25 protein-coding genes and 1 other annotated feature are annotated in these 23,914 nt (G+C 34.3%); of the genes, 19 read left to right on the plus strand and 6 right to left on the minus strand.

Going from position 1 to position 23,914, the window contains the following annotated elements:
* Positions 1 to 162: 162 nt before the first annotated feature.
* Positions 163 to 1,413, plus strand: a complete 1,251-nt coding sequence (locus ACS3UD_RS02315; RefSeq protein WP_308137940.1) for a GGDEF domain-containing response regulator — start codon at positions 163 to 165, stop codon at positions 1,411 to 1,413.
* 8 nt (positions 1,414 to 1,421) lie between these two features.
* Here the strand turns inward: ACS3UD_RS02315 and ACS3UD_RS02320 are convergent, their stop codons facing one another.
* Together ACS3UD_RS02320 and ACS3UD_RS02325 are read right to left on the minus strand one after the other, a co-directional pair.
* Complete coding sequence (locus ACS3UD_RS02320; protein ID WP_308137939.1) at positions 1,422 to 2,480, minus strand: YkvI family membrane protein; 1,059 nt, start codon at positions 2,478 to 2,480, stop codon at positions 1,422 to 1,424.
* 87 nt (positions 2,481 to 2,567) lie between these two features.
* Entirely contained in the window at positions 2,568 to 3,530 is a 963-nt protein-coding gene (locus ACS3UD_RS02325) for a D-2-hydroxyacid dehydrogenase (RefSeq protein WP_308137938.1), read from the minus strand.
* Between the two features lie 236 nt (positions 3,531 to 3,766).
* Between ACS3UD_RS02325 and ACS3UD_RS02330 the strand changes: the two genes are divergently transcribed.
* From ACS3UD_RS02330 to ACS3UD_RS02370, 9 genes are all read left to right on the plus strand, one after another.
* Positions 3,767 to 4,687 (plus strand): S-layer homology domain-containing protein, encoded by a 921-nt coding sequence (locus ACS3UD_RS02330; RefSeq protein WP_308137937.1) that lies wholly within the window; start codon positions 3,767 to 3,769, stop codon positions 4,685 to 4,687.
* Between the two features lie 114 nt (positions 4,688 to 4,801).
* Positions 4,802 to 5,536 carry a zinc dependent phospholipase C family protein gene (locus ACS3UD_RS02335; RefSeq protein WP_308137936.1) on the plus strand — a complete coding sequence of 245 codons (735 nt, stop codon included), beginning with the start codon at positions 4,802 to 4,804 and terminating at the stop codon, positions 5,534 to 5,536.
* Positions 5,537 to 5,608: 72 nt separating this feature from the next.
* A complete protein-coding gene (locus tag ACS3UD_RS02340) occupies positions 5,609 to 6,577 on the plus strand; it encodes a 2-hydroxyacid dehydrogenase (protein ID WP_308137935.1) in 969 nt (322 codons plus the stop codon).
* Between the two features lie 77 nt (positions 6,578 to 6,654).
* Positions 6,655 to 7,107, plus strand: a complete 453-nt coding sequence (locus tag ACS3UD_RS02345) for a YgaP-like transmembrane domain (protein ID WP_308137934.1) — start codon at positions 6,655 to 6,657, stop codon at positions 7,105 to 7,107.
* A gap of 184 nt (positions 7,108 to 7,291) precedes the next feature.
* Positions 7,292 to 7,523: a binding site (T-box leader), on the plus strand.
* A 114-nt stretch (positions 7,524 to 7,637) separates the two neighbouring features.
* Complete coding sequence (locus tag ACS3UD_RS02350; protein ID WP_308137933.1) at positions 7,638 to 8,801, plus strand: YkvI family membrane protein; 1,164 nt, start codon at positions 7,638 to 7,640, stop codon at positions 8,799 to 8,801.
* Between the two features lie 70 nt (positions 8,802 to 8,871).
* Positions 8,872 to 9,675, plus strand: coding sequence for an electron transfer flavoprotein subunit beta/FixA family protein (locus ACS3UD_RS02355; protein ID WP_308137932.1), 804 nt, complete (start codon positions 8,872 to 8,874; stop codon positions 9,673 to 9,675).
* Position 9,676: 1 nt separating this feature from the next.
* A complete protein-coding gene (locus ACS3UD_RS02360) occupies positions 9,677 to 10,690 on the plus strand; it encodes an electron transfer flavoprotein subunit alpha/FixB family protein (protein ID WP_308137931.1) in 1,014 nt (337 codons plus the stop codon).
* Positions 10,691 to 10,751: 61 nt separating this feature from the next.
* Positions 10,752 to 12,131 (plus strand): FAD-binding oxidoreductase, encoded by a 1,380-nt coding sequence (locus ACS3UD_RS02365; protein WP_308137930.1) that lies wholly within the window; start codon positions 10,752 to 10,754, stop codon positions 12,129 to 12,131.
* Between the two features lie 127 nt (positions 12,132 to 12,258).
* Positions 12,259 to 12,432, plus strand: coding sequence for a DUF1540 domain-containing protein (locus tag ACS3UD_RS02370; protein WP_308137929.1), 174 nt, complete (start codon positions 12,259 to 12,261; stop codon positions 12,430 to 12,432).
* Positions 12,433 to 12,481: 49 nt separating this feature from the next.
* Here ACS3UD_RS02370 and ACS3UD_RS02375 read toward each other — a convergent pair whose 3' ends face one another.
* A complete protein-coding gene (locus ACS3UD_RS02375) occupies positions 12,482 to 12,703 on the minus strand; it encodes a hypothetical protein (RefSeq protein WP_308137928.1) in 222 nt (73 codons plus the stop codon).
* A 212-nt stretch (positions 12,704 to 12,915) separates the two neighbouring features.
* Here ACS3UD_RS02375 and ACS3UD_RS02380 point away from each other — a divergent pair, with 212 nt between their 5' ends.
* Positions 12,916 to 13,815, plus strand: coding sequence for a metallophosphoesterase family protein (locus ACS3UD_RS02380; RefSeq protein WP_308137927.1), 900 nt, complete (start codon positions 12,916 to 12,918; stop codon positions 13,813 to 13,815).
* A gap of 56 nt (positions 13,816 to 13,871) precedes the next feature.
* Here ACS3UD_RS02380 and ACS3UD_RS02385 read toward each other — a convergent pair whose 3' ends face one another.
* Positions 13,872 to 15,452, minus strand: coding sequence for an EAL domain-containing protein (locus tag ACS3UD_RS02385; RefSeq protein ID WP_308137926.1), 1,581 nt, complete (start codon positions 15,450 to 15,452; stop codon positions 13,872 to 13,874).
* Positions 15,453 to 15,641: 189 nt separating this feature from the next.
* Here ACS3UD_RS02385 and ACS3UD_RS02390 point away from each other — a divergent pair, with 189 nt between their 5' ends.
* Complete coding sequence (locus tag ACS3UD_RS02390) at positions 15,642 to 16,112, plus strand: VanZ family protein (protein ID WP_308137925.1); 471 nt, start codon at positions 15,642 to 15,644, stop codon at positions 16,110 to 16,112.
* An 86-nt stretch (positions 16,113 to 16,198) separates the two neighbouring features.
* Here the strand turns inward: ACS3UD_RS02390 and ACS3UD_RS02395 are convergent, their stop codons facing one another.
* On the minus strand, positions 16,199 to 17,134 hold the full coding sequence (locus tag ACS3UD_RS02395; protein WP_308137924.1) for a DMT family transporter: 936 nt from the start codon (positions 17,132 to 17,134) through the stop codon (positions 16,199 to 16,201).
* Positions 17,135 to 17,306: 172 nt separating this feature from the next.
* Positions 17,307 to 17,855 carry an RNA polymerase sigma factor gene (locus tag ACS3UD_RS02400; RefSeq protein ID WP_440977725.1) on the minus strand — a complete coding sequence of 183 codons (549 nt, stop codon included), beginning with the start codon at positions 17,853 to 17,855 and terminating at the stop codon, positions 17,307 to 17,309.
* Between the two features lie 160 nt (positions 17,856 to 18,015).
* Between ACS3UD_RS02400 and ACS3UD_RS02405 the strand changes: the two genes are divergently transcribed.
* The 7 genes from ACS3UD_RS02405 to hpt all read left to right on the plus strand — a co-directional run bounded on the left by ACS3UD_RS02405 (position 18,016) and on the right by hpt (position 23,861).
* Positions 18,016 to 18,489: a competence protein ComK gene (locus tag ACS3UD_RS02405; RefSeq protein ID WP_308137922.1), complete on the plus strand. Its 474-nt coding sequence runs from the start codon at positions 18,016 to 18,018 to the stop codon at positions 18,487 to 18,489.
* 119 nt (positions 18,490 to 18,608) lie between these two features.
* Complete coding sequence (yabP, locus tag ACS3UD_RS02410) at positions 18,609 to 18,881, plus strand: sporulation protein YabP (RefSeq protein WP_308137921.1); 273 nt, start codon at positions 18,609 to 18,611, stop codon at positions 18,879 to 18,881.
* Between the two features lie 6 nt (positions 18,882 to 18,887).
* The gene (yabQ, locus tag ACS3UD_RS02415; RefSeq protein ID WP_308137920.1) at positions 18,888 to 19,499 is read left to right on the plus strand and encodes a spore cortex biosynthesis protein YabQ; all 612 of its coding nucleotides are present in this window, start codon (positions 18,888 to 18,890) and stop codon (positions 19,497 to 19,499) included.
* Entirely contained in the window at positions 19,453 to 19,914 is a 462-nt protein-coding gene (locus ACS3UD_RS02420) for an FtsB family cell division protein (RefSeq protein WP_308137919.1), read from the plus strand. Before yabQ ends, ACS3UD_RS02420 begins: the two co-directional genes overlap by 47 nt.
* Before the next feature lie 73 nt (positions 19,915 to 19,987).
* Complete coding sequence (locus ACS3UD_RS02425; RefSeq protein ID WP_308137918.1) at positions 19,988 to 21,616, plus strand: PP2C family protein-serine/threonine phosphatase; 1,629 nt, start codon at positions 19,988 to 19,990, stop codon at positions 21,614 to 21,616.
* A gap of 329 nt (positions 21,617 to 21,945) precedes the next feature.
* Complete coding sequence (tilS, locus tag ACS3UD_RS02430) at positions 21,946 to 23,325, plus strand: tRNA lysidine(34) synthetase TilS (RefSeq protein WP_308137917.1); 1,380 nt, start codon at positions 21,946 to 21,948, stop codon at positions 23,323 to 23,325.
* Positions 23,325 to 23,861, plus strand: coding sequence for a hypoxanthine phosphoribosyltransferase (hpt, locus tag ACS3UD_RS02435; RefSeq protein WP_308137916.1), 537 nt, complete (start codon positions 23,325 to 23,327; stop codon positions 23,859 to 23,861). Before tilS ends, hpt begins: the two co-directional genes overlap by 1 nt.
* The last annotated feature ends 53 nt before the right edge of the window (positions 23,862 to 23,914 follow it).

Here is a 23,914-nt window from a genome sequence, read left to right on the forward strand (position 1 = left end):
GTTTGGCCTTTAGATATTCAAGAAAAAGAGCCTCAGATTTTAGGGGGAAATCTGAATTAACAAACTAGAAATTTACACTAAATATATAATTTTGTGTTTTGTTTTGTAAAATTTTGTTATATAATAAAAATAATATATTTTATGAAAATTTATGGTGGGGACATGCGAAACAGAAAGAGTATATTGTTAGTTGAGGACAGTCATTTTATTGCAATGGTTGTGGGAGGTTTTCTCAAAAAATATGGGTTTGATATTTATAATACTGTTTCAGGTGAAGAAGCAGTAGAAAAAGCGTGCGGGGAACTGCACCCGGATTTAATTCTTATGGATATTGAACTGGCAGGTAGAATGAACGGAATAGAGGCTGCGCGTGCAATCATCAAATGTAAGGAAATACCGATTATTTTTCTTACTGCTAATGCAACAGACGAAATTATTGAACAGATAAGAAATGTTAATGCATATGGTTTTATAGAAAAAGGCATGGACAATGCTGCCCTTTTGGCAACAATAGAAATGGCACTAAAGCTTCATTCTGTTAAAGAAGAAATAAAAGAAAAAGAAACTATTTTGAATGCTGTAATTAATTCGGTGCGCGATGCGATAGTCATGGTTGACAGGAATGGCGCTGTAACTTTGTGGAACCCTGCTGCGAACCAACTTTTCGGATATACAAAAGAAGAGATGATCGGAAAGGACCTTCATAAGGTTATGGGCTTAAGTGAATTAAGTTACAACAGATATAAAGTTAATTTTGAAAAGCATATAGTTCTTGATGATTATGAAGTGACTAAAGAGCTTAAGGCTTTTCACAAGGATGGTCACGAGTTTGAGGTCGAAATTTCCATATCCAGCCTTAAAATAAAAGATGAAAATTATTTTGTAGGAATTGTACGTGATATAAGCGAGAGGATTCGTGCAAGGGAAGAGCTTGAAAAGTTATGTGTTACTGATTTTCTTACAAATACATACAATAGAAGATATTTTATCGAAAAGCTTGAAGATGAGATTGAGAGAGCAAAAAGAACGGGAAGAGAATTTTCTCTTGCAATGCTTGATATAGACAGATTCAAAAGCGTAAATGATCGTTTTGGTCATAGCGTTGGAGATTTGGTTTTAAAAAGTATTGCCGATCTTATAAAAAAAAGAATACGAAGTGTAGACTGTCTGGCACGCTGGGGAGGAGAAGAATTTGTCATACTGCTCGTTGATACACCAATTGAAAAGGCGTATGGTATTTTGGAGGAACTTCGACTAGGAATAAGTAAAATAAAAATTACGGGAGTAGACAGCTTTACAGGAAGTTTCGGTGTTGCCGGATACATTGAAGGAGATACATCTAATTCAATTATTATGCGGGCAGATAAAATGATGTATCAGGCAAAGGCTGACGGGCGTAATTGTGTTCGCTGATATGCCTTTTAAACTTTCCCTCGAAACTTTATTGCAATAAGACACAATAACAGCATAATTCCAACATATCCGATTAAAGGATATAAAAACTTCACAAGGTTTGAAAATCCGAACTGGCTTGCAAGTAATGCAGCTATGGTAATTATTAAGATAATTATAATATTGCCGGATGAAAATTCCTTTATGTCGGTTATTCGGGATACAAATCCATATAGTGAGCCGACTGCGGTAGTATAAATTTCGGCTATTAATACTATTGCATAGCACGTTTGAGCTATATTACCCATTTTACCTGAAATGTAAACCATGGGTACTTCGAGGGAAGATGCTTCTGCAATATTTCCTATCAAAGACAAATATATCATGGCAGCTCCTATGCCGAGCCCTAGACCGCCAAGAACAGCCCCTTTTTTCACAGCCTTTTCATCTATAGCTGCATGCCCTAGAGAGCCTAGGACGGCTACAGATAGAATTATGTTATATGAAACATACAACACAGATGATAAAGCCCAATTGCTTATAAGGTTGTTATCTGCAAATAAAGGGACTGAAGCTGCCAAGTCGGGAGGAGATTCTAAGATAGAAAATATACTTGTGCCGATGACAGCTGCAAGCAAAAACGGCACAACAAAACTTATTGAATTAATAACACCGTTTATTCCTGTTAACACTGTTGCAGCAGTAAGTACTGACATCAAAATATTTCCCCACAAAGCAGGCATATTAAACTGTTGTGCAAATAAAGCTCCGGTGCCGGCTATCATTGCAGAAAATGATCCAAAAAGAAAGAATGTAATTATGAAGTCCATAATGGTTCCTAATTTTCCCCCACCTATGTGCCTTACTATTTCCAGATGAGATTGTGCATTAAGTTTTCTTCCCAGACTCATTATGATATATCCGAATATAATGAACATTATTGTGGCAGATGCAAGTCCGAAGATTCCCAATGCTCCAAATCTAGTAAAGAATTGAAGTATTTCCTGGCCGGTTGCAAAGCCGGCGCCAACAACAGTTCCGATATATGTGGCTGCAACCTTTGATGGGGATACACCTTTTCTGTTCACCGCAACACATCCTTTCAATCTATATAGATATTGTATTAGAGAACATGTATTATATTACATTCATTTTAATAAGATATTTCCTATGCATTATTGTCGGTTCACCACGTTAATAGGATTTCCGTCAATAAATTTGCTCAAGTTTTTTACAGCTAAGTCCATCAGCCTTCTTCTTGATTCGATTGGTGCCCATGCAATGTGAGGTGTTAAGATAATATTTTTAGCCGTCAGCAGCGGATTATCGTTTTTTATTGGTTCAGCAGAAACGACATCGCATGCTGCAGCAGCTACTTTTCCGCTGTTTAAGGCATCTCTTAGATCTTCTTCAACAATCAGAGGACCTCTTGACGTATTAATTATAATTACGCCATCCTTCATTTTTGCAATAGTATCCTTGTTTATGATTCCATGTGTAGAAGGGGTAAGCGGGCAGTGAAGTGCCACAACATCAGATTCTCTTACCAATGTTTTAAAGTCAACATATTTACAATTTTCATTTTCCAACGAAGGATCAGGGTGATTGGCATTTGCCAGTATTTTCATACCGAGCGCCTGTGCGATCTGACCTGTTTTTTGGCCTATTCGTCCGTATCCTATAATTCCCATTACTTTACCTTCCAGTTCTGTAAGGCGATAGTTCCAGAAGCTCCAGTCATTGCTTGCTGTCCAGTCTCCGTTCATGACTGCTCTGTTATGCTCGCCTATATGGTGGCATATTTCAAGCAATAACGCAATAGTAAATTGTGCTACTGCCGCTGTTCCGTAAGAAGGTATGTTTGTAACAACAATATTATTTTCTGTAGCAGCATCTACATCTACAATATTATAGCCCGTTGCAAGAACACCAATATATTTAATGTTTCCGCATTTTTCTATAGTTTCTCTTGAAACAGGAGATTTGTTTGTAAGAACAATTTCAGCCGATCCTATTCTTTCGGCTGTGAGATCCACAGGTGTCCTGTCATATATGTCTGCATCACCAATTCTTTTTATTTCATCCCAGGACAAGTCTCCCGGGTTTGTGGTATATCCATCTAAAACAACTATTTTCATAAGTACCTCCTATGTACTATTTTAAACATTATATTAAATATTGCTGGGCTTTGCAAGATAACCAGATACTTGTCATGTAGAATGCCAATATTATAAAAAAATTGTCAGATAAACAGACTAATTTTTTCAGATGGTGGTAATTATTTTTATAACTTACATATTTAGTGTTTTGACTTTCAATGTTGAACGTGCGAAAATAAGAATAAATTAGATAGATTGTTTGTAAGGGGACATAAATGATTAATAGAAAATTTATGATGTTAATAGGAACAGCCATGATTGTATTATTAATGTTAACAGCTCCTGCTTTTGGATTTGATTATACTGATCATTGGGCTGGAGAAACTATACAAAAATGGTTTAATGAAAAAAGAATATCAGGGTATGAAGATGGTTCTTTCAAACCGAATAATTCTATAACTAGAGCTGAATTCATTACCATGGTAAACAAAGCATATGGTTTTGAAGAAACTGCAGAAGTAGAATTTAATGATATTGACGGGAGTGAATGGTATTACTTAGAAATACAAAAGGCTGTTAAGGCTGGATATATTGTGGGAGATGATAATGGAGAAGTAAGACCTTCAGATGAAGTATCAAGACAGGAAGTTGCGGCTGTTATCTGCAGAATAAATAACATTTCAGGCAGTAGAGATGTATCTGTGTTTTCAGACAAGAATTATATTGCTGAATGGGCGATTGATTACGTTGGTGCAGTTGCAAGTAATGGATACATGATCGGAGATAACGATAGTAACTTTAATCCTAATAATTACATAACGAGAGCAGAAGTGTTGGTAACATTAGACAGATCGATAAATAGGGATGTTGAATATGCCGTAATATCTGAATTATCAATAGAAGGTGCAGAAATGAACCAGGCTTTTGATGAAGAAAAAACTGTATATAATGCAAATGCATCACAAGATACTTCAAAGATTGTATTTGTAGCTGACACGGTGAAAGGAACGGTAATTAATTTTGATTCGGATACAGAAGGTTCAGAAATAATTGTGAGTACAGCATCAGATATAGAAGGTGGTATTGTTTGTACGGCAGAAGTCAAGCTGGCTGAATTGGAAAGTACGGTTGTTAAAATAACAGTGTCCAAGGAAGGAATTCAAGACAGAACATACTCAATAACAATAAACAAATAAAAACAATAATTAAGAATTTTTTGTAAATGCGGAAAATTCTTTTTTGATTATATTAGAGGATAATAGAAAAAAACATGAACAAAATAATCATAAATTAACATATGGAAGGCAGTTATGGGAGCTATTGAAAAATCATACGGATATTTGTACAAAAAGGTAGTTAAGGCAGTCAATCCTTTAAAAAAGAAAGTTGTAAAAACAGAATGCATAGTACATAAATTTATAAACAATCAGGCATTAGAAATATTAAAAAAAGACGGGCATGAAAATATTTACAGGATGCTGAGCAAGTATGCTGTAAATATAAATGAAGGGGTTGTATGGGCTGATCAGGATTTTAAAAGCAGTAATCATTTTTTTAACCCTAATACTAAAAGAGGGTTGTATGGAAACAGCAATGCAAAAATAGAATGCCTGTCATATTATAACAGAGCAATAAGGGAATATATGGCTGGGGATGTGAAAACTGCAATGTTTTTTCTTGGAGCATCATGTCACCTTATACAGGATTTGACTATTCCTCAGCATGCTAATGTGGAACTTTTGCACAGCCATCGATCTTACGAAAACTGGGTTATAAAAATGTACAATAAGCATCAGAAATTTAAAGTTGAAAAAGGGGGAATATATCTAAATACGGTTGAGGGGTATATATTTTTTAACACTAAAAAAGCGCTGGAGACATATCGTAAATATTCCTGCATTAATAATGAACATATAAGATTCAATAAAATTACTTCCATAGTGCTGGTTGTAGCTCAAAAGACAACAGCAGGTTTAATGCATAATTTCTTTTATGACATACAGAGGTTGACCGCACTTAATATGCGGAGAAGCTTTATCAAATAAATTTGCCAAAATATTGAGAAAATTACATTAAAATGTTATAATAAGCTACATTAAAATCATAAGGGGTGGACGATGAAACCAAAGGTATATATTGCAAAAAAAATACCACATTTTGTGGAAGAGTACATAGGACAGCACTGTGATTACGAAAAGTATGAGGGAAACGGCATAGAAAGCTACGACGAACTTATTGTTAAGCTTAAAGACAAGGAAGGGCTGCTTACGGTAGGTACAAGGGTAGATGAAAATTTTCTTGAACATGCACCTAAGCTGAAGGTAGTCAGTAATATTTCTGTAGGTTACAATAATTTTGATATACAAGCCATGAAAAAAAGAAATATTATTGGTACTAATACTCCTGGCGTTCTTAATGATACTGTTGCTGATTTGGTTTTTGCACTTATTCTTTCAACTGCCAGAAAAGTTGTACAGATGGATAGATATGTAAGAGAAGGAATGTGGAACTCGGCTGAATCTGAAGAAATGTTTGGAAAAGATGTTCACCATGCGACCCTGGGCATCATAGGAATGGGAAGAATAGGAGAAGATGTGGCCAAAAGAGCACGTTACGGATTTAATATGGATGTATTGTATTACAACAGGTCAAGAAAGATTGAAGCTGAAAAAACAATGGGCGTAAAGTATGCAGATCTTAACATGCTTCTCCAAAAAAGTGATTTTATTTTGATAATGACAGCCTTGACAGATGAAACTTATCACATGATTGATAAAGAGCAATTTAACATGATGAAGGACGATGCTATATTTATTAATGCGTCGAGAGGATCAACCGTAAATGAAAAAGCATTAATAGAGGCACTGAAAAATAAGAAAATATTGGGAGCAGGTCTCGACGTATATGAACAGGAACCAATTGATAAATGCAATCCTCTGCTTAATATGGACAATGTTGTTTTACTTCCTCATATAGGGTCTGCCACAAAAAAAACTAGGGATGATATGGCAATGCTCGCAGCTCAAAATCTGGTTAAAGCGCTATTTAAAGAAGTTCCGCCAAATGTAGTGCCTGAGCTGAAGTAAAAAAGGATTTTTATGGCAGAAATATACGCGTATTTTATCTTTTTTTCGTAGAATACTACGTAAAAAGGAGTGATTATATGAAAAAAATATTTCCACCTACAACAAAAAGAATAGCATTAAATACAAATTCAGCCACAAATGCAAATATAAAAAATAATACATTAAGAAGGATAAACATATATAAAAACAGCAGTGACAAGATATTGTCTGACAACATTGATAAGTTAAATAGCGAATGGGACATAGACAGGATTATCGAAGTACGTGCAGCAAGTATAGTTCTTGCAAGCACTATTATAGGACTAACAACAAATAAAAAATATTGGTTTATGCTTTCGGGAACAGCAGGTTTATTTTTGATGCAGCATGCTTTGCAAGGATGGTGCCCTTCTGTTCCTATAATAAGGAAATTGGGAATCAGAACTTCTGAAGAAATAAATAATGAAAAAATCGTATACAAGATGTTGAGAGATGACTTTTCTGTAAAATCAGCAAATGTTGAAGAATTGCACAGCGTTGCTGAAAAATAATAAATTTATTTAATCGCCGGTATCGATATATGACTTTTACATAAAAACCCACAGGGAACCTGCAAGACTGGAGAAAATTAAAATGTCAGCTTGCGGGTTCTTTTTAAATTAATTTTAATAATAATAAAAAAACATATTGACAAACAAAAGCAAATGAATTATTATTACAAATATCAAAAAAATATTATATGCGTTGAAGCAGAGAAAGATATTTTAGTCGTTTACAGAGAGTCGGTGATGGTGTGAACCGGTAGCGGAAGAAATATGTAATATTCACTGTTGAGCATGTCTGTTCAAAGGGGAACCGAGTAGACGGATGCGTGAACTCACGTTACAGAGTTAGAAGTTGTTAGACTTTGAAGTGATGATATTTATATCATAATAAGGGTGGTACCGCGGAATCTTTCGTCCCTATAAGCACAGTTGAATTCAAATGTGTTTATAGGAATGAAAGATTTTTTTTATTCAATATATAGACTTTGGCCAAAGTTATTATATAAATTTATAAATTTAAATTAGAGGAGCAATAAATGGATATCAATTTGGGAGACAAGGAAAACATCACACAAAAAAAGCGAAAGTCTATAGTACCGACATTCATAGGTATTGCTGCTGTGTGGTTCGGAACACATGTGGGTCCTGGTGTGGCATCAGGAAAACAGGTGGTATCATATTATGCAGCTTATGGTAAACTGGGCATATTTACACCTATAATAGCAATGTCATTGCTGGCATTGGCAATATATTTTGCATTGGAATATTCAAGAGTGAACAAGATACATGATTTTAAAACTTTTACAAATAAGTTTTTTCATCCCTACGAAAAATTATTCAGTACTTTTTTTGAAATCTGCTTTCTCGTGACATGTCTTTTGGCGCCTGGGCTTTGTATTGCAACAAGTGCCAAGCTGCTTGAGCAGTTTTTCGGACTGAGTATGTGGACAGGTACAATAATATTGGTTATAGTTTCGGTTGCGCTTGTTATTTATGGTGCAGAGCTGGTTAAAGCAGCATCTACAGGACTTACACTTGGAATTCTTGTTATACTTGCAATCATAGTTACACTTGGGATAAAGCTAAGCAGCGGAACTATCGCATCTAATTGGGCATCTACATCTTTTTCAGACTTCCACATTGTAGGAGGCATTTGGATTGCAATTTCTTATGCGGGGTTTCAGTCAACTGGCATAATAGGGAACTGCATATCGGTATCTGAAGGTTTGGATTCAAGAAAAGATTCCATGAAGGCGGCGGTGCTTGGAACGGTTTTGAATGGATTAATGCTGGCTTTTATAGCGCTTGTTAACTACGGATTTCAGCCGGAATCAATTAATAGTCTTCTTCCTAATTTCTATATAGTACAGCAGCTGGGAATGCCCGTTCTTGAGAGTGTATATGTATTGTTTGTTGTTATGGCTTCAGTGTCAACGATAATTACTTTTGCTTTTTCACTTGTAGTAAGGTTTGGAGGAAAGCAGATCCTTGTAAGAAATATAAAATCCGAAAGGAGCAGAAATTTGTTTATAGTTCTGGTAATGTTGATTTTGGATGTCATTGTTGCCAGCTTTGGAATAGCTCAGATAATTAATGTGGGATATAAGTACCTTGGATATTTTTCAATATTTGTAGTAATGTTTCCGTTCATTGTTGTTGGAATAAAAAGAAATAAAGAGATGAAATTATTAAACAAGTAAATCAGTTTCAGGAGGAATTTTTTGATAGTTTAGAGATTCCTTCCTGATAACTATACATCGGGAGGTTCAAATGAAAATAATAGTACTAGTAAAACAAGTACCTGATATGGAAAAGGTCAGATTTGACAGAGAAAAAGGAAGAATTGACAGATCTTCGGCGGGCACAGAAATTAATCCCTTTGATCTTAATGCGCTGGAGGCTGCGCTTCAAATTAAGGAAAATATAAATGCCAGCATTACAGCACTGACAATGGGACCTCCTCAAGCTGAAGAAGCATTGAGAGAAGCAATTGCACGAGGCGCAGATGAGGGAATTCTTCTTACAGACATGAAATTTGGCGGATCAGATGTAAAGGCCACATCGTGTATACTGTCTTCTGGTATTAAAAAAATAGGGGAATATGATTTAATAATTGCTGGCATACAGACTGTTGACGGAGATACCGGTCAGGTAGGACCTGAGATTGCAGGTTATCTAGGAATACCCCATATAAGCAATGTTGAGTTAATAGAAAGGTGCTCCGAAAAAAGCATAGAAGCTGTAAGTGCAGTTTGGGAAAGTCGGTATTTAAAAAGAGGAGCTTATCCCATATTGCTGACTGTAACAAAAGACGTAAACAGTCCCAGACTTCCGTCATTTAAAAACAAAATGAAAGCACGCAAGGCTGAAATAGTCAAATGGAGCTATGAAGATATAAGTGAGTTTATTAATAAAGACAAAATAGGAGCTAAAGGTTCACCCACAAAGGTGAAGAAAATAGAAATGCCTCCTGAATCAACCAGAGAAGGCAGATTATATTCCGAATGTGATGAAAAGGTAGTAACGGATATATTAAACGTTTTAAAAGAAAGAAAGATTCTTAAGGAGGCATAACATGACAGAAAAGCAATATAGCGGAGTATTAATTTTTGCCGAACAGAAAAACAAAAAAATTCATAAGATTTCATATGAGCTTCTTGGGAAAGGAAGATTATTGGCTGATGAGCTCAAATGCAATCTAATTGCATTGATAATGGGACCGGGGGAAATAGATGTTCAAGAGCTCATATACAGAGGAGCCGACAAGGTATACCACATATCAGATGAAGAAATTTTCAGCATACCTGACGAGGTGTTGTATGCAGAAAATGCAGTCCACCTAATAGATGAAATAAAACCTGAAATTTGTCTGTTCGGTGCAACGGCATTTGGCAGAAGCCTGGCTCCTAGAATCGCAGCGTTGACAGGTACAGGTTTGACCGCAGATTGCACAGATTTAAGAATAGATGATGATAAAAAATTAATACAGATCAGGCCGGCATTCAGCGAAAATATTCTGGCTCACATAAAATCTGATGCATATCCTCAGATGTCGACGGTAAGATACAGAGAATTCAATGAAGCAATACGTGATGAGAATAGGAAAGGCGATGTAGTTGTTGCTGAACCGGTTAAATCGGTTCAAAATGCAGTTGAAATATTAGAAGAAATTGAGAAGGACAGTATAAATATAGCTGATGCAAATGTTGTGGTTGCCGCAGGAGCATCTGTAAAAAACTCAGAGGATCTTAACATGATTAAAGAGCTTGCAGAACTGCTGGGAGGAGAGGTAGGAGCATCAAGAGCATTAGTTGAATCAGGAATAATATCAAAAGAGCACCAGGTAGGATACAGCGGAAACCGAGTGAAACCTGCGGTTTACATTGCTTGTGGAATATTAGGCGCGCCGCAGCACATTGCAGGAATGAAGGAATCAGGAATTATAATTGCAATAAATAATGACCCATCAGCGCCAATATTCAATATTGCTGATTATTCGATTGTAGGAGATATGTATAAAATAGTGCCGGAAATTATAAATGCGCTAAGAGATAAAGGAATTCATACCAGCCTTTCAGGCTCGGAATAATATAAATAAACGTGGCAAGTAAACTTTTAATTAATACGATGGATATTACTGGAGGAAAAAAATGGATCAAAAAATCATAGAAAAAATGCATGAAATTGTGGGAGAAACTTGGGTTGTAACTGATACGGAAAAAGTTACTGTTTATTGTGAAGATCAAACTGAAAAGGCTGTTATGCCAAAGGTATGTACAGACTGTGTGGTTGCAAAGCCTTCGTCTTCAGAAGAAGTATCTGAAATACTAAAATATGCCAACGAAAATAAAATCCCAGTTATAGCGCGTGGAGGAGGAACTTCACTTTCAGGAGCTGCAGTTGCAATTATGCCTAGTATAATTATCTCAACAGAAAGAATGAATAAGATAATAGAAGTTGATGAAACTGCCTTGACTGTTGAATGTGAAGCAGGAGTGACGCTGCTTCAGCTGGTTGAGCTGTTCAGCAAGCATGAAAGTTTATATTTTCCTATACATCCTGGTGATGAGGGAGCTCAAGTAGGAGGACTTGTTGCAATGAATGCTGGTGGCGTAAGGGCCGTAAGGTACGGGGTAATGAGAGACCAGGTAAAAGAAATTGAGGTTGTGCTTCCAACTGGTGAAATTATTCATTTCGGTGGAAAGCTCATAAAAAACAATGCTGGGTTGGATTTGAAAAACCTAATTATAGGAAGTGAGGGAATATTGGGGATAGTTACAAAAGCAACATTATCTCTTAAACCTAAAGATAAATATACCGGAAGCCTTTTAGTGTCATTTAATGATGAAAGTGATGCGGTTAAATCTGTAACTGAAATTTTTAAAAGAGGAATCAGACCTTTGGCGGTGGAATATATGGAGAAATCATCTATTTTGAGAGCAGCAAAGGATATTGGAATGACATGGCCTTCAAAGGAAGGTAAAGTTGACTTGTACTTTATTGTTTCAGAGAGAAAAGAGGACGACCTTTATGACATGTATGAAACGATAGTAGGTATATGCGAAGAAAATAATGCAGCTGATAGTTTTGTAGCTGAAAGCACAAGAGATCAAAAAACCATATTGGATATAAGAAGCCATGTTTATCCCAGCATGCATGATGAGATGGTGGATGCTATAGATGCTGCGGTTCCAATCAGCGAATTGGTGAAGTATGTAAATGGAATTGCATTTATAGCGGAAAAGTACAATGTAGAAATTTCAACCATAGGACACATTGGTGACGGTAATATGCACAACAGCATTCTTAATAAGGGAGCAGTTAAGCCTAGTAATTATGATGAATTGGTAGATGAAATTTTTTCTCTTATTATTGAGTGCAATGGAGCGCTAACAGGAGAACATGGCATAGGAAAAGTTAGAAATAGCAAACTAAAATTTCAGTTCTCTGATGTGGAGCTAAGATTAATGAATGATATTAAAAAGATTTTTGATCCGAACGGAATTTTAAATCCGGGAACGGCTCTATAATGTTTTAATTAAAAAATTGCTTTAATTTCCAAAGTTTTAAAAATTTTAAATTTATAAATGGTGTCAAAAAGGTCATAATAATTGAAGAAAGTTTTATAAAACTTTTAAATAAAAAAAGGAGAACATTATGGAATTTAAAGCACAAAAAATGGATCACCACAACCCGGGCGTGAAATGTGTTGTTAACACATGTCATTATTATGCACAGGGAGATTATTGTAATGCTGACAGAATTGAGGTTCATCACCGCAATGCAAAAAACTCTCAGGAAACAGACTGTGCAACATTCTCTCCTAAATGAGTATAAAATGAGTATAAAAAAAGCGACGGGTAAATCCGTCGCATTACTTTTAACATCTTCTGCAGCAGCATGGACAACAGCAATGGCAGTTATTATTTCCGTTATCTCCGGCATCTTCAAGCAATTCTTCAAGACATTCATAAACGAAGTCACATCTTCTTCTTCCATTGTTATCCGATGCTTCCTCTAATAACTCCAGCAAACACTCATATACAAATTCGCAGTTTCTTCTTCTGCCTGTTCCAGCTACATTATTATTGTTTAAACCCATAAAAACACCTTTTTCTATTTAATTTAGGGGCAAGCCTAATTATATCTTATTCCTTTATGTTCAATGTGTGACTACATGTCCGTTTTTATAAATAAGAGGCGAATTTAATCAAAATGCGTCAAAAAGAAGCTGGTTACTTTTATATTAAAGGAGTATAAATTTTAACAATTAAGTTTATACTGAATATTCTGATACATAAGGATGTGTGTCAGATGAGATATTTAAAGCGGTTAACAAAGGTCTATAAAAATTCTCCGAAAATAAATTATGACGAAGATTCAAAATTTATTATTATGAGTGATGTACATAGGGGAGATGGAGGTTGGGCAGATTCTTTCTCTAAGAATCAAAACACTTTTTTTGCTGCGTTAACATATTACTTCAATGAAAATTACACTTACATAGAGCTTGGGGATGGAGATGAACTGTGGGAAAACCGAAATATAAATGACATAATAAATGCACACAGCGATGCCTTTTGGGTCTTAAAGAAATTTCATGAAAAAAAAAGGTTACATATGATATATGGCAACCATGATATTGTCAAAAAATATCCATTTTATGTTGAAAAAAACTTGTTTCAATATTTTAATCAGAGAGACAATGAATATTGTGACCTGTTAAGAGATATTAAGATACATGAAGGATTAATTTTGCAGAATAAGAAAAATCATAATGAAATTATGTTGCTGCATGGTCATCAGGTAGATTTTTTAAATAGTGATATCTGGAGGGTTGCAAGGTTTCTGGTAAGATATTTTTGGAAACCTCTCGAAAATTTTTGCCTTCATGACGTAACAAGGACGGCAAAAAACTACAAAAAGAAAAACGATGTAGCGATGAAGCTTAGTCGGTGGGCGTCTAAAGAAAATAAAATAATGGTAGCTGGACACACCCATAGGCCTATGTTCCCAAAACCGGGGAAACCGCCATATTTTAATGATGGGAGCTGTGTACATCCAAGATGCATAACAGGAATAGAGATAAGTGGGGGAGAGATTACGCTGATAAAATGGGCTATAAAATCAAATAGCGAAAAAATGTTGAAGGTAGAAAGAGAGATATTAGCAGGCCCAAACAAGATAAATGACTATTTTGAAAAAGCAAGATAATAATATATGAGCGAATTAATTATCAGTGTATGACCTTCATGAGTCATACACCGATTCTACAATATGGTAGGCTTGTGGAAATAGTATCCCTGCAAATAGTCTATTTCGATATCCCTACAGATATCTGCAATTTCTTTCGTTTCTACACCTTCACCAACTGTTGTAAAATTGTGAATTTTGCAGAAATTAATTATTGATTTAACAACAGATTTGGAAATGTTGCTCACTGCGATTTTTTCTATAAGAGACTTGTCAATTTTTACAACATCTATTGGAAGCTCGCTTATATACTGGTATGATGAATATCCTGTCCCGAAGTCATCAATAGCAATAACTATTCCTATGCTGTTCAGCTTAATAAGATAATTGTATATAGTTTTTTTATCGATAAAGTGACTTTCTGTTATTTCAATCTGTAAACGCTCTTTAGGAATATTGTTTTTTCGGACTGCAGAGATAATGTATTCCATAACATTGTCATTAAAGTCTACGGCAGAAAAATTAATTGATACGATATTTTGAAATTTACCTTTGGATATTCCATCTACAGCGTAATCAATAAGGTGCTTTGTAAGTTCACTCATCAATTCGGTTTTTTCGATTACCGGAATAAATTCATTTGCATATATTCTGGAGCCATCTTTAGTTACCCATCTTGCAAGAAGTTCAACGCTGTGAACGTTACCGGTTTTAGATGAATAAATATTCTGAGAAGCTATTTTAATATCATTATTTACTAGAGCATGTCTGAAGCTGCTGGCAATCATCTGTATTTTTTTGTAATGGTTTTCAAGAGATTTATCATATATCAGGTGTTTAATATTTTTGGCCTTAGCATGTTCCAAAGCCATCAGAGAGTGCCTGACCCCTTCCGAAATCATCTCATCTTTTCTTAAATTAGCAATACCTGTAGCTATTTCAATATATATTGGAATTTGCTCGACAATCAGTGACTCACTGCTTATTTTTTCAACCACTTCAAATATTTTTTCGGTTACATTGCTGTTTTCAGGATACATGTCCTCGGTTAATATAAAAATAAAATCCATCCCTTCATGTTTATACAATTCTATGCCGTCGTAATCTAGAAAAGCGGATTTAAGAATTTTGGAAAATTCAGATACGATTTTACCTGTAAAATCGCAGCCAAATACACTGACCATTTCGCTATAGCCTTTTACAGAAATTGAAACAATAACTTTATCTCCGAATTTAATATCGTTTTGTTTTAGAGCCTGCATATTTTTAAGTTTTGTTACGGGGTCATGAGTGAGTATATCAGTTATATATACTTCATATTTTTGATTATAATCATAAATGAGACCAAGTATAAAGGATATAGTAACATATATAAGCATTCTTATTATCCAATTTTGAGGTTCTTGGGCTTCTCCTGACGATACATCCAGAGGCATAAGAGGCCCGACCAGCAATGAGCTGAACAAAGCATGAACAATACCTCTTTTTCTTCCATTAGTCGAGGATGCTGTGGATATGGTAATATACATTAAGTTTGCGTATACCTTGGCTGTGCCTCCGGTATAATAAACGAGTGCTGCTATTATAGCAGACAATAGGTAAGAGAAAATAAGAAAAAACTTTTGAAAATTTTTTAGTTTTTTTATTTTTAGAAACATGATTTCCCCCGATGATATATTATAAACTGCGGCATGCTTGTGATAATACAGTGTGTGCAATAATTGATAATTTTTGTCATTATAGATAATTTCGTCAAGAATACGAATAATATTATACTAAATCTATATTTTATTATATAATTATTTTACATATGTTATAATAATATAAATTTTAATAAGGAAGTAGCGATGCTGGTAAGTAGAAAAAAATTAATAGGTTGGATTCCCAGTTTAATATGGATGGGAATAATATTCATGTTTTCATCGCAGCCTGCATCTCAGTCAAATGATTTGAGTACGGGTTTTACAAAGTTTGTTTTTGAAATGCTTGGAAAAGTGTTGCCTTTCAATGTAGAAATAAGTACGATAAATGATTTTGCTGTGCGGTTCAATCACATTGCGAGAAAGTCTGCACATTTTTGTATTTACCTTATTTTAGGGTTGTTGGTCTCAGGTGCACTTACTAAAAATAAATATAAAGGTAAATTAATGCTAGTTTCACTAATTATATGTGCGCTGTATGCTGCGGGAGATGAGTTTCACCAGAGTTTTGTACCAGGTAGAGGATGTCAGCTTAAGGATGTATTTATTGACAGTGCTGGAGCTTATACAGGTATCTTATTCAATAAGGTGCTGCGAAGTGTGATAAAGAGCACATGATAAGATACTGAATGTTACAACATTATTGTATAGATGGCGTAAAAAAAGGACAGTGTTGATTTTAGCGCTGTCCTTCTTATTTGAATTTATTTAGCGGTATCCTTGTGAATATCCGGGGTTTTCCTTATGTTCTCGTATTGAGTTATAAGCATTCCCAAAAGCATTAGAGCGCAGCCCATGTATCCTCTTGCGGGAAGTACTTCATTAAGCAGCAAAGCGCCTCCGATTGCAGCAAACACTGCTTCCATACTTAGTGCTATGGCTGCGTGTGACGGTTTTGCCGACTTTTGTCCTATGGCCTGAAGAGTATATGCAACTCCGGCGGACATTACACCTCCGTATAAAATAGGTATCAATGCATCAGATAAACCTAAAAGACTTACGTCTTCATATAAGAAAGCAACTATAAAGCTTAATACAGAACATGTTGCAAATTGAAAGCTTGAAAGCTTAATTACATCAACTTTTTTTGCAAACCTATCTATCAGCTGTATATGTGCTGCCCAGAAGAACGCACCAATAATTTCCAATAAATCTCCGAACTCTATTTCAAAGCTCTCGTTTATACTTAGAAGATAAAGTCCTACGACGGCTGTAAAAGCGCCTATCCAAGTTGTATAATGAGTTTTTTGTTTTAGAAATATTCCATAGATAGGAACAATTACTATGTAAAGACTTGTTATAAATCCTGCTTTTCCCACAGTTGTGTAAATTAGTCCCACTTGCTGAAGTGAAGCACCCATAAACAAAACACTTCCTGCAATCATGCCGGCAATTATTGTCAATTTTAAATCCGATTCTTTAGGTATTGATTTATTGTCGGATTTATCGCTATCTTTTGATTTTTTTCCAAAAAAATAAATCACTGGCAGTAGCGATAAACTTCCCAAGGCAAACCTGGCTCCATTAAATGTAAATGCTCCAACATGCTGCATTCCAACTCTTTGGGCAACAAATGCAAATCCCCATATTGCGGCTGTCAGCAGCAATATAAGCACTGATCTTACTTCTCGAGTTTTCATTAAAATTCTCCCTGCTAATATATTTCTGTGAGATACTTATGTCTTCACATGCTATATATTATCATAAATGCAGAAATTTTCAAAGAGAATTTAATGGTATAATAAAACCTGCCATACCAGCTATGTTTTTTGCATCATGCAGGTATGACAGCGAATTATTGGGGATTCTATTTTATTTCTGATATCTTGCAAGGTTATATAGTTTTTTTATTGCCGATTTTTTTCTGCCTGAACAAGTGCTGAGCGGCATTTCGAGTCTTTCAGATACTTCCCGTATAGTAAGCTGCTCATAGTAATACAAACGAAGAATTTCTCTATCTATTGCTGAAAGGGTTTTTATATTCTCATACAGTTCGTTCGAATTCTCTTTTTCCAATAAATTGTCTAAACAGGATGGAAATTCACCGCAAATCAAATCATCTGAATAACTTTTATTATTATCTTTTCTTGTTTTTCGAAAATAGTTTTTATAAAAATAATATATTTTTATTTTTACATACTGAAGAAAGTGAACATTTCTTTTTTGGTTATAGGCTTTTAGAGATTCTAAGATTAATACATAACCTTCCTGTTCAAGATCTTCTGCTATGGGGTCCATAGGATCCCAATACATATAAATGTTTTTAAAAATAAGCGGTTTTAACCTGTCTAATAAAATTTCGTGATAATTCTTGTCCCCATTTAAACTCATTTGAATAATATAATTAATGTCAGAGCCCATGACTACCCCTCTTTCTTTAAGGCTAATATGATTATATATATAGATTTGTTAGCTGTAAAAAGCGGAACTTGGTTGAAATGACTGGGCTGTTTGGCATAAAACATGAAAAAGCATAACATTAGAATTTCAATGCAAACTTTAATTAAAGGATTTGTGTAATATGAAAAATAAGTTGGAATTTAACCAAATCGACGCTATGCTGCCAGTTTATGTAAAAGATAAAGGGAATTGTACTGAAGTCATAACGACAGAGGCTTCTTATATAAAAAGTACAACAGTTGAAACATGCATAAAGCAATTAGCGGATTATTATAATATAAGCCTGTATCATAACAGGATAAATTACGGTAGAGAGCTTGGCATTTCTAATAAGGTGCCGGTTGTTGTAAATGAAAATTCAGTATATATATATGTTAATGTGAGAGAACCTATGTTTAAGCATGATGCGGCGTACGGATATGTAGACTTAAATGCTGTTGATCAGGTTGAGCAGGAAAACGGACTTGCTGTAATACTAATGAATTCAGGCAAAACTATAAAAACGAGGCAAAGCATAAAGTCGCTAAAAAGGAGCATGTTGAACGGCAGATTGGCGAGAGACATATATAAGGAAAAGCATAAGAAAAATAATTAGCAGAGGAGGGCGAAGTCCCTCCTTGTATTTATTTTAGGCAGGCATTTATTCATAATTACAAATGAAATACATATAATTAATAATAAAAATCGAATGTCTCAATTTCGGGGGGAATGCAAATGGATGAGAAAGCCGTACAAAGCTTAACGCTTGAAAACAAGGAAATATTAAGCGTAACTGGAGTAGAAAATGTAGACAACTTTAACGATGAAGTGGTTGTACTTATTACTAACAAAGGAAAGTTGACCATAAAGGGTGAAAAGCTCAATATAAATAAATTGAACGTTGATGAAGGCAAGCTTATTGTAAAAGGAGTTATAAATTCCCTAGTATATTCCGAATATGAAGGTCAAAGAGAAAAAGTAAGCTTGGTTAAAAAATTATTTAAGTAGGATTATATGGATTACTTACCTTACTCTCAAGAATATATGCTTGCAGTTTCTGTAATGGGGGGAATGCTTCTCGGATTCATTTGGGACATATACAGACTCGTAAGGCATTATACTAAACTAAGTGCGTTTGCTACTGCTATAGGAGATATTTTATATTGGCTGATAAGTATATATATTGGAATACAGCTTATTTTTGATATAAGCTTCGGCAATGTCAGGTTTTTTATTCTTATTGGATTTATTTCAGGCGCTCTATTATATTTTTACGGAATCAGTCGATATATTTTAAAAGCAGCTATTTTTATTGTGGATGCAATTTTAAAATTTATAAAGAAGATAATAAGCTTGTTGATTGACCCCATTAAATATGTTGCAAATATGTTGATTAACAAATTTAAAATATTGTTGTACCCTATAAAACTTAAATACGAAAAAACAAGAAATACAGCAAAAAAACGATATAAATTCTTTAAGTTCAGGGTAAAAAAACTTTCAAAAAACAAAAAAATGATATATAATAAAAAAAGGCATCTACGCAAGATGAAAAAGAGAAAAAGGGGGAAAAGAACAATTGAACGAAGATCAAAAAATTATAGAACTAAAGAAAAAAATCAATAATGAAGACTTCCGTATGCAAGAAAAAGAAATAAAAAATCAGCATAGGATGCAAAAGCTAATAAAATCTGCCCCCAAAAAGAAAAAAAGAAAATTTAATATATTAAATTTTGCTTTTATGGTATTCATATTTTATTTTGGATATACTGCATTTAATCAGTACCAGATGATAAACGAACTAAACAAGGAAATAGATGAAAAAAATCATAGCAAAGCTAAAGTCGAAAAGGAAGTTCAGGATCTTAAAAAAGATGTTGAAAAAATTAATGATGAGGAAGCATTGCTGGAGCTTGTTGAAAAAATAGCCAGAGAACAGTACAAAATGGTTAAACCGAATGAGACTATATATATAGATAAGAATAAAAATGACAATAAATTAATTCAAGGAATAGGGCTTGAAGAAGAATTGGAAAACTGAATAGATATCGCATAGTTTGACAGCATTTTACATTCTGTTTCTGCTACCATTATAAAGTGAAGGGGTGGAAATCATGATTGGTCAAACAAACGATAAAAGATACATTACAGGTATTATTGGAGAGTTTCTAAAAAATGAAATTAAGCACATCAAAGAAAACTGGATTGTTTTTATGATGTGTTTTTTTATTGCAAGGCAAAATATCATTGATGAAATATTTCCATTTGCAGTAGTGGTATTGAGTTCGTATTGCTATGCGCAGGGAAGCTCTGTATCTATGCTGCTTACTGCAATATTTGCCGTACTTTTTGCACAGTCAAGCTTTGTGTATGTTATTATTTTGATTGCCGTCTATGCATACTTTTTAAATTTTAAGGATGAAAGGCATTCCATTCTTATTGCAGCAGGATATTCTTCAATTGTGCTGCTTGTTTCAAAGACAACAATATTATTAGCAGATGGATTCAGTGTAAATGGACTGATGTTAAATACTTTTGAAACGATTTTTGTTTTTAGTGCAATAATTATTACCAATGAAATCATAAAAGTAATAAAAAATATAAAATACGGCTTTAAAAAAGAAAATGTTCATAGGATAAAAAATAAAAAAGCAAAAAAAATAAAGAAATCTGAAGAAAAATCATATGACAAGGTTATTAAATTTGCAAATAAAGAAAGTGAAAGGAATGTGGATGCAAAAGAAGAAGCGGCTTCAACAGCTTCTGCGGAAAATAACACTGAGTATCAAAGAGAAGCCGGAACTATAAAAAACATTGCTGAATTTAGAAAACCCAGAAATGTGAGTATATTTACGGATAAGGCAAAAACGAAAATAAAAGAACAGCTGTTATGGCAGAATATAAATGTTAAATTTTTTGAAGTCGTTTCCTCTAATAAAAACACAATTTCTTTAAGCGTTACTGTAAAGACAGAAAAATCATGTGAGGAGGCTGAAAGCGCAATCGAGCTTATAGTAAGAAATGTTTGCGGTGTAAAGCTTAAATGTACTGAAAGAGTAGTCGCATCTAAAGATTACTATGTCTTGAAGTTTAAAAATATAAAAAGAATAAAAATAAGGACATACAGCGCTTCTGCAGTTAAAGAGGGAAGTGAAGTGTCTGGAGATAATTTTGCCTATGCAGGAAGGGCTGATAGATATTATACTGTGTTGTGTGACGGGATCGGTTCAGGAGAAGAGGCATATAACGAAAGCAATGGAGCGGTTGACTTGCTTTCGAAATTTCTATACACTGATTTTTCAGAAGCACAGATATTGAGAACACTTAATTCTATCTTAATGATAAAGCTCGGAGAAGAAAGATTTGTAACGTTTGATTTTAATATAATTGATTATAGTTCCAGAGAAATACGAATATATAAAGCAGGAGCCGCGCCTTCTTACCTTATAAGTGGAAAAACCGTGGATAAAATATCCGGTAAAAGTCTTCCGCTGGGTATACTGGATAACTTTGAATACAGTTCATTTAAAAAAAAGGTGGAAATTGGAGACCTTATTATTATGGTATCGGATGGTATAATAGATTCAATAGGTATGGATACAAAAAAATCTCTGGATAAATATATTGAATACTTAGTTAATAAGGATCCTCAAACAATCGCTAATTCTATATTAAGCTATGCTTTAAGAGGGCAGGACAAAATTATCGATGACATGACGGTGCTGGTTACAAAAATAGGTTAAAAACAAAACTCTTCTGTCTGTTTGTCTATTGCTAATGTGTTTTCATTGCAAGAAGAAGCTAACTTGTAAATAGCATTTCTCATTTTATTCAGCATGTATAAATTTTGAAATTTAATAGGATTGAGATGAGCTGAAATTGATAATTTTATTATTGAGTTCAGCTCATTATTTTAATTATTCAATTTATATGTTAATTATATATATTAGAGGCATATGCCGGTATACGCAATGGAAGATTTTTTTGTATATTTTACGAAAAAATTAAAAAATATTTTTAAATTGATAAAACCGTGGTATAATCTATAACATGTAATAAAATGAGGGAAGATATGTATAATTTAGTAAAGCAGAATGTATTGCAAAAAAAATTGATATTTAAAGGAGAAACCATCCTTGTAGCGCTATCCGGAGGACCGGATTCCGTATTCCTGTTTCACAATTTGAGAAAACTAAAGGAAATTTTAGGCTTTAATTTGTATGCTTCTCATATAAATCATATGTACAGAGGCGAAGATGCGATGCATGACGAAGAATTCGCAAGAAATCTGTGCAGAAAATATGGTATAAGACTTTTTGTCAAGAGAAAGCATGCCGGCGAATATGCTCGAGAGCTTAAAGTCACTGAAGAAGAAGCAGGACGAATACTAAGATATGGTTTTTTTAATGAAAATCTTGATGAACTTGGCGGCGGGAAAATCGCAGTTGCGCACAATTTAAACGATCAGGCGGAAACTGTGCTTCAAAGGCTCATAAGGGGTACAGGAGTTGACGGATTAAGTGCGATGAGCTTTGAAAATAATAATATAATAAGGCCAATTCTAAATGTTCCGAAGTCAGAGATTTTAAAATACCTGCATGATAACAGTTATGAATATTGCATAGATAAAACAAACCTTCATGATATATACGGAAGAAATAAAATAAGATTAAATCTGATTCCTTATTTAGAAGAAAGTTTCAATCCGAATATCCAGAATGCGTTGTACAGAATGTCTGAAGCAATGCAAAGGGACAAAAAAATAATTGAAAAATATACAGAACTTAAATTTCAGGAACTTCTGGTGGAGAAAGATGCTAAAAGAGTTGTGTTAAATCTTCCTAAGCTAAAGTCTCTGGAACCAGGTGAATCTGGAAGGATAGTAAAGAGGGCAATAGAGGAGCTTAAGGGAAATACAATAAATATTGAAATGAAGCATATTAATTATATGCTTGGATTTATGCAAGCTGCTGATACCGGAAAAAAAATTAATTTGACGGAGGGCTTTACAACAGAAATCAGTTATGATAATTTTATAATCAATAAAAATGTTGAAAACATTCCGAATTTTGAATATAATATTATACTAAACGATTCTTTGTATATTCCTGAGGTTGGAAAGACACTTACTGTAAAGATTTTGAATATTACGGAATTTGACAGAAAAAATAGGAACAGCATAAGCTTGGACTATGGTTTACTAAAAGGGAACCCGATTGTCAGGAACAGACGTCCCGGTGATTCGATGATTCCTTGCGGCATGTCAGGAAAAAAGAAAATAAAGGATGTTTTTATTGATTTGAAAATACCTGCCGCTGAACGAGATAAAAAACTCATTATTGAAGCAGGCGGTGATATATTGTGGTTGGAAGGCTTCAGAATCAATAACAGCTACAAGGTGTCGGATTCAACAAAAAAAATACTAAACATTACAATGGAGGAACAGCACTGATGAACGGAGATATCAAAGAAATATTGATTACGGAGGATGTATTGCAGTCCAAGGTAAAGGAGCTTGGAGCAAAAATTACTGATGATTACAAGGATAAAGACTTGCTTTTAGTTTGTGTTCTTAAAGGTGCGGTAATATTTGTAAGCGATTTAATGAGAAATATAAATTTACCATTAGGTATTGATTTTATGGCCATTTCAAGTTACGGATCAAATACTCAGTCATCTGGAGTCGTACGTATCCTTAAGGATTTGAATACATCAATCGAGGGTAGACATGTACTTATAGTCGAAGACATAATAGATTCGGGATTGACGCTGTCTTATCTGGTTGACAATTTAAAATCAAGAAGGCCTGCGTCGGTAGAAATATGCACAATACTCGATAAACCCGACAGAAGGGAAGCCAATCTTGAAATCAAATATACAGGATTTCGGGTTCCTGATGAATTCGTAGTTGGGTACGGTCTGGACTATGATGAAAAATATAGGAATCTGCCGTATATAGCAATTTTGAAAGAAGAAATTTACCAATAAATAATTGTAAAGTATTTCAATATATGCTACAATTTTATCATTACAGTGGTCTT

The organism is Sedimentibacter sp. LTW-03 (assembly GCF_052059825.1).
In the GTDB taxonomy this organism is placed as follows: domain Bacteria; phylum Bacillota; class Clostridia; order Tissierellales; family Sedimentibacteraceae; genus Sedimentibacter.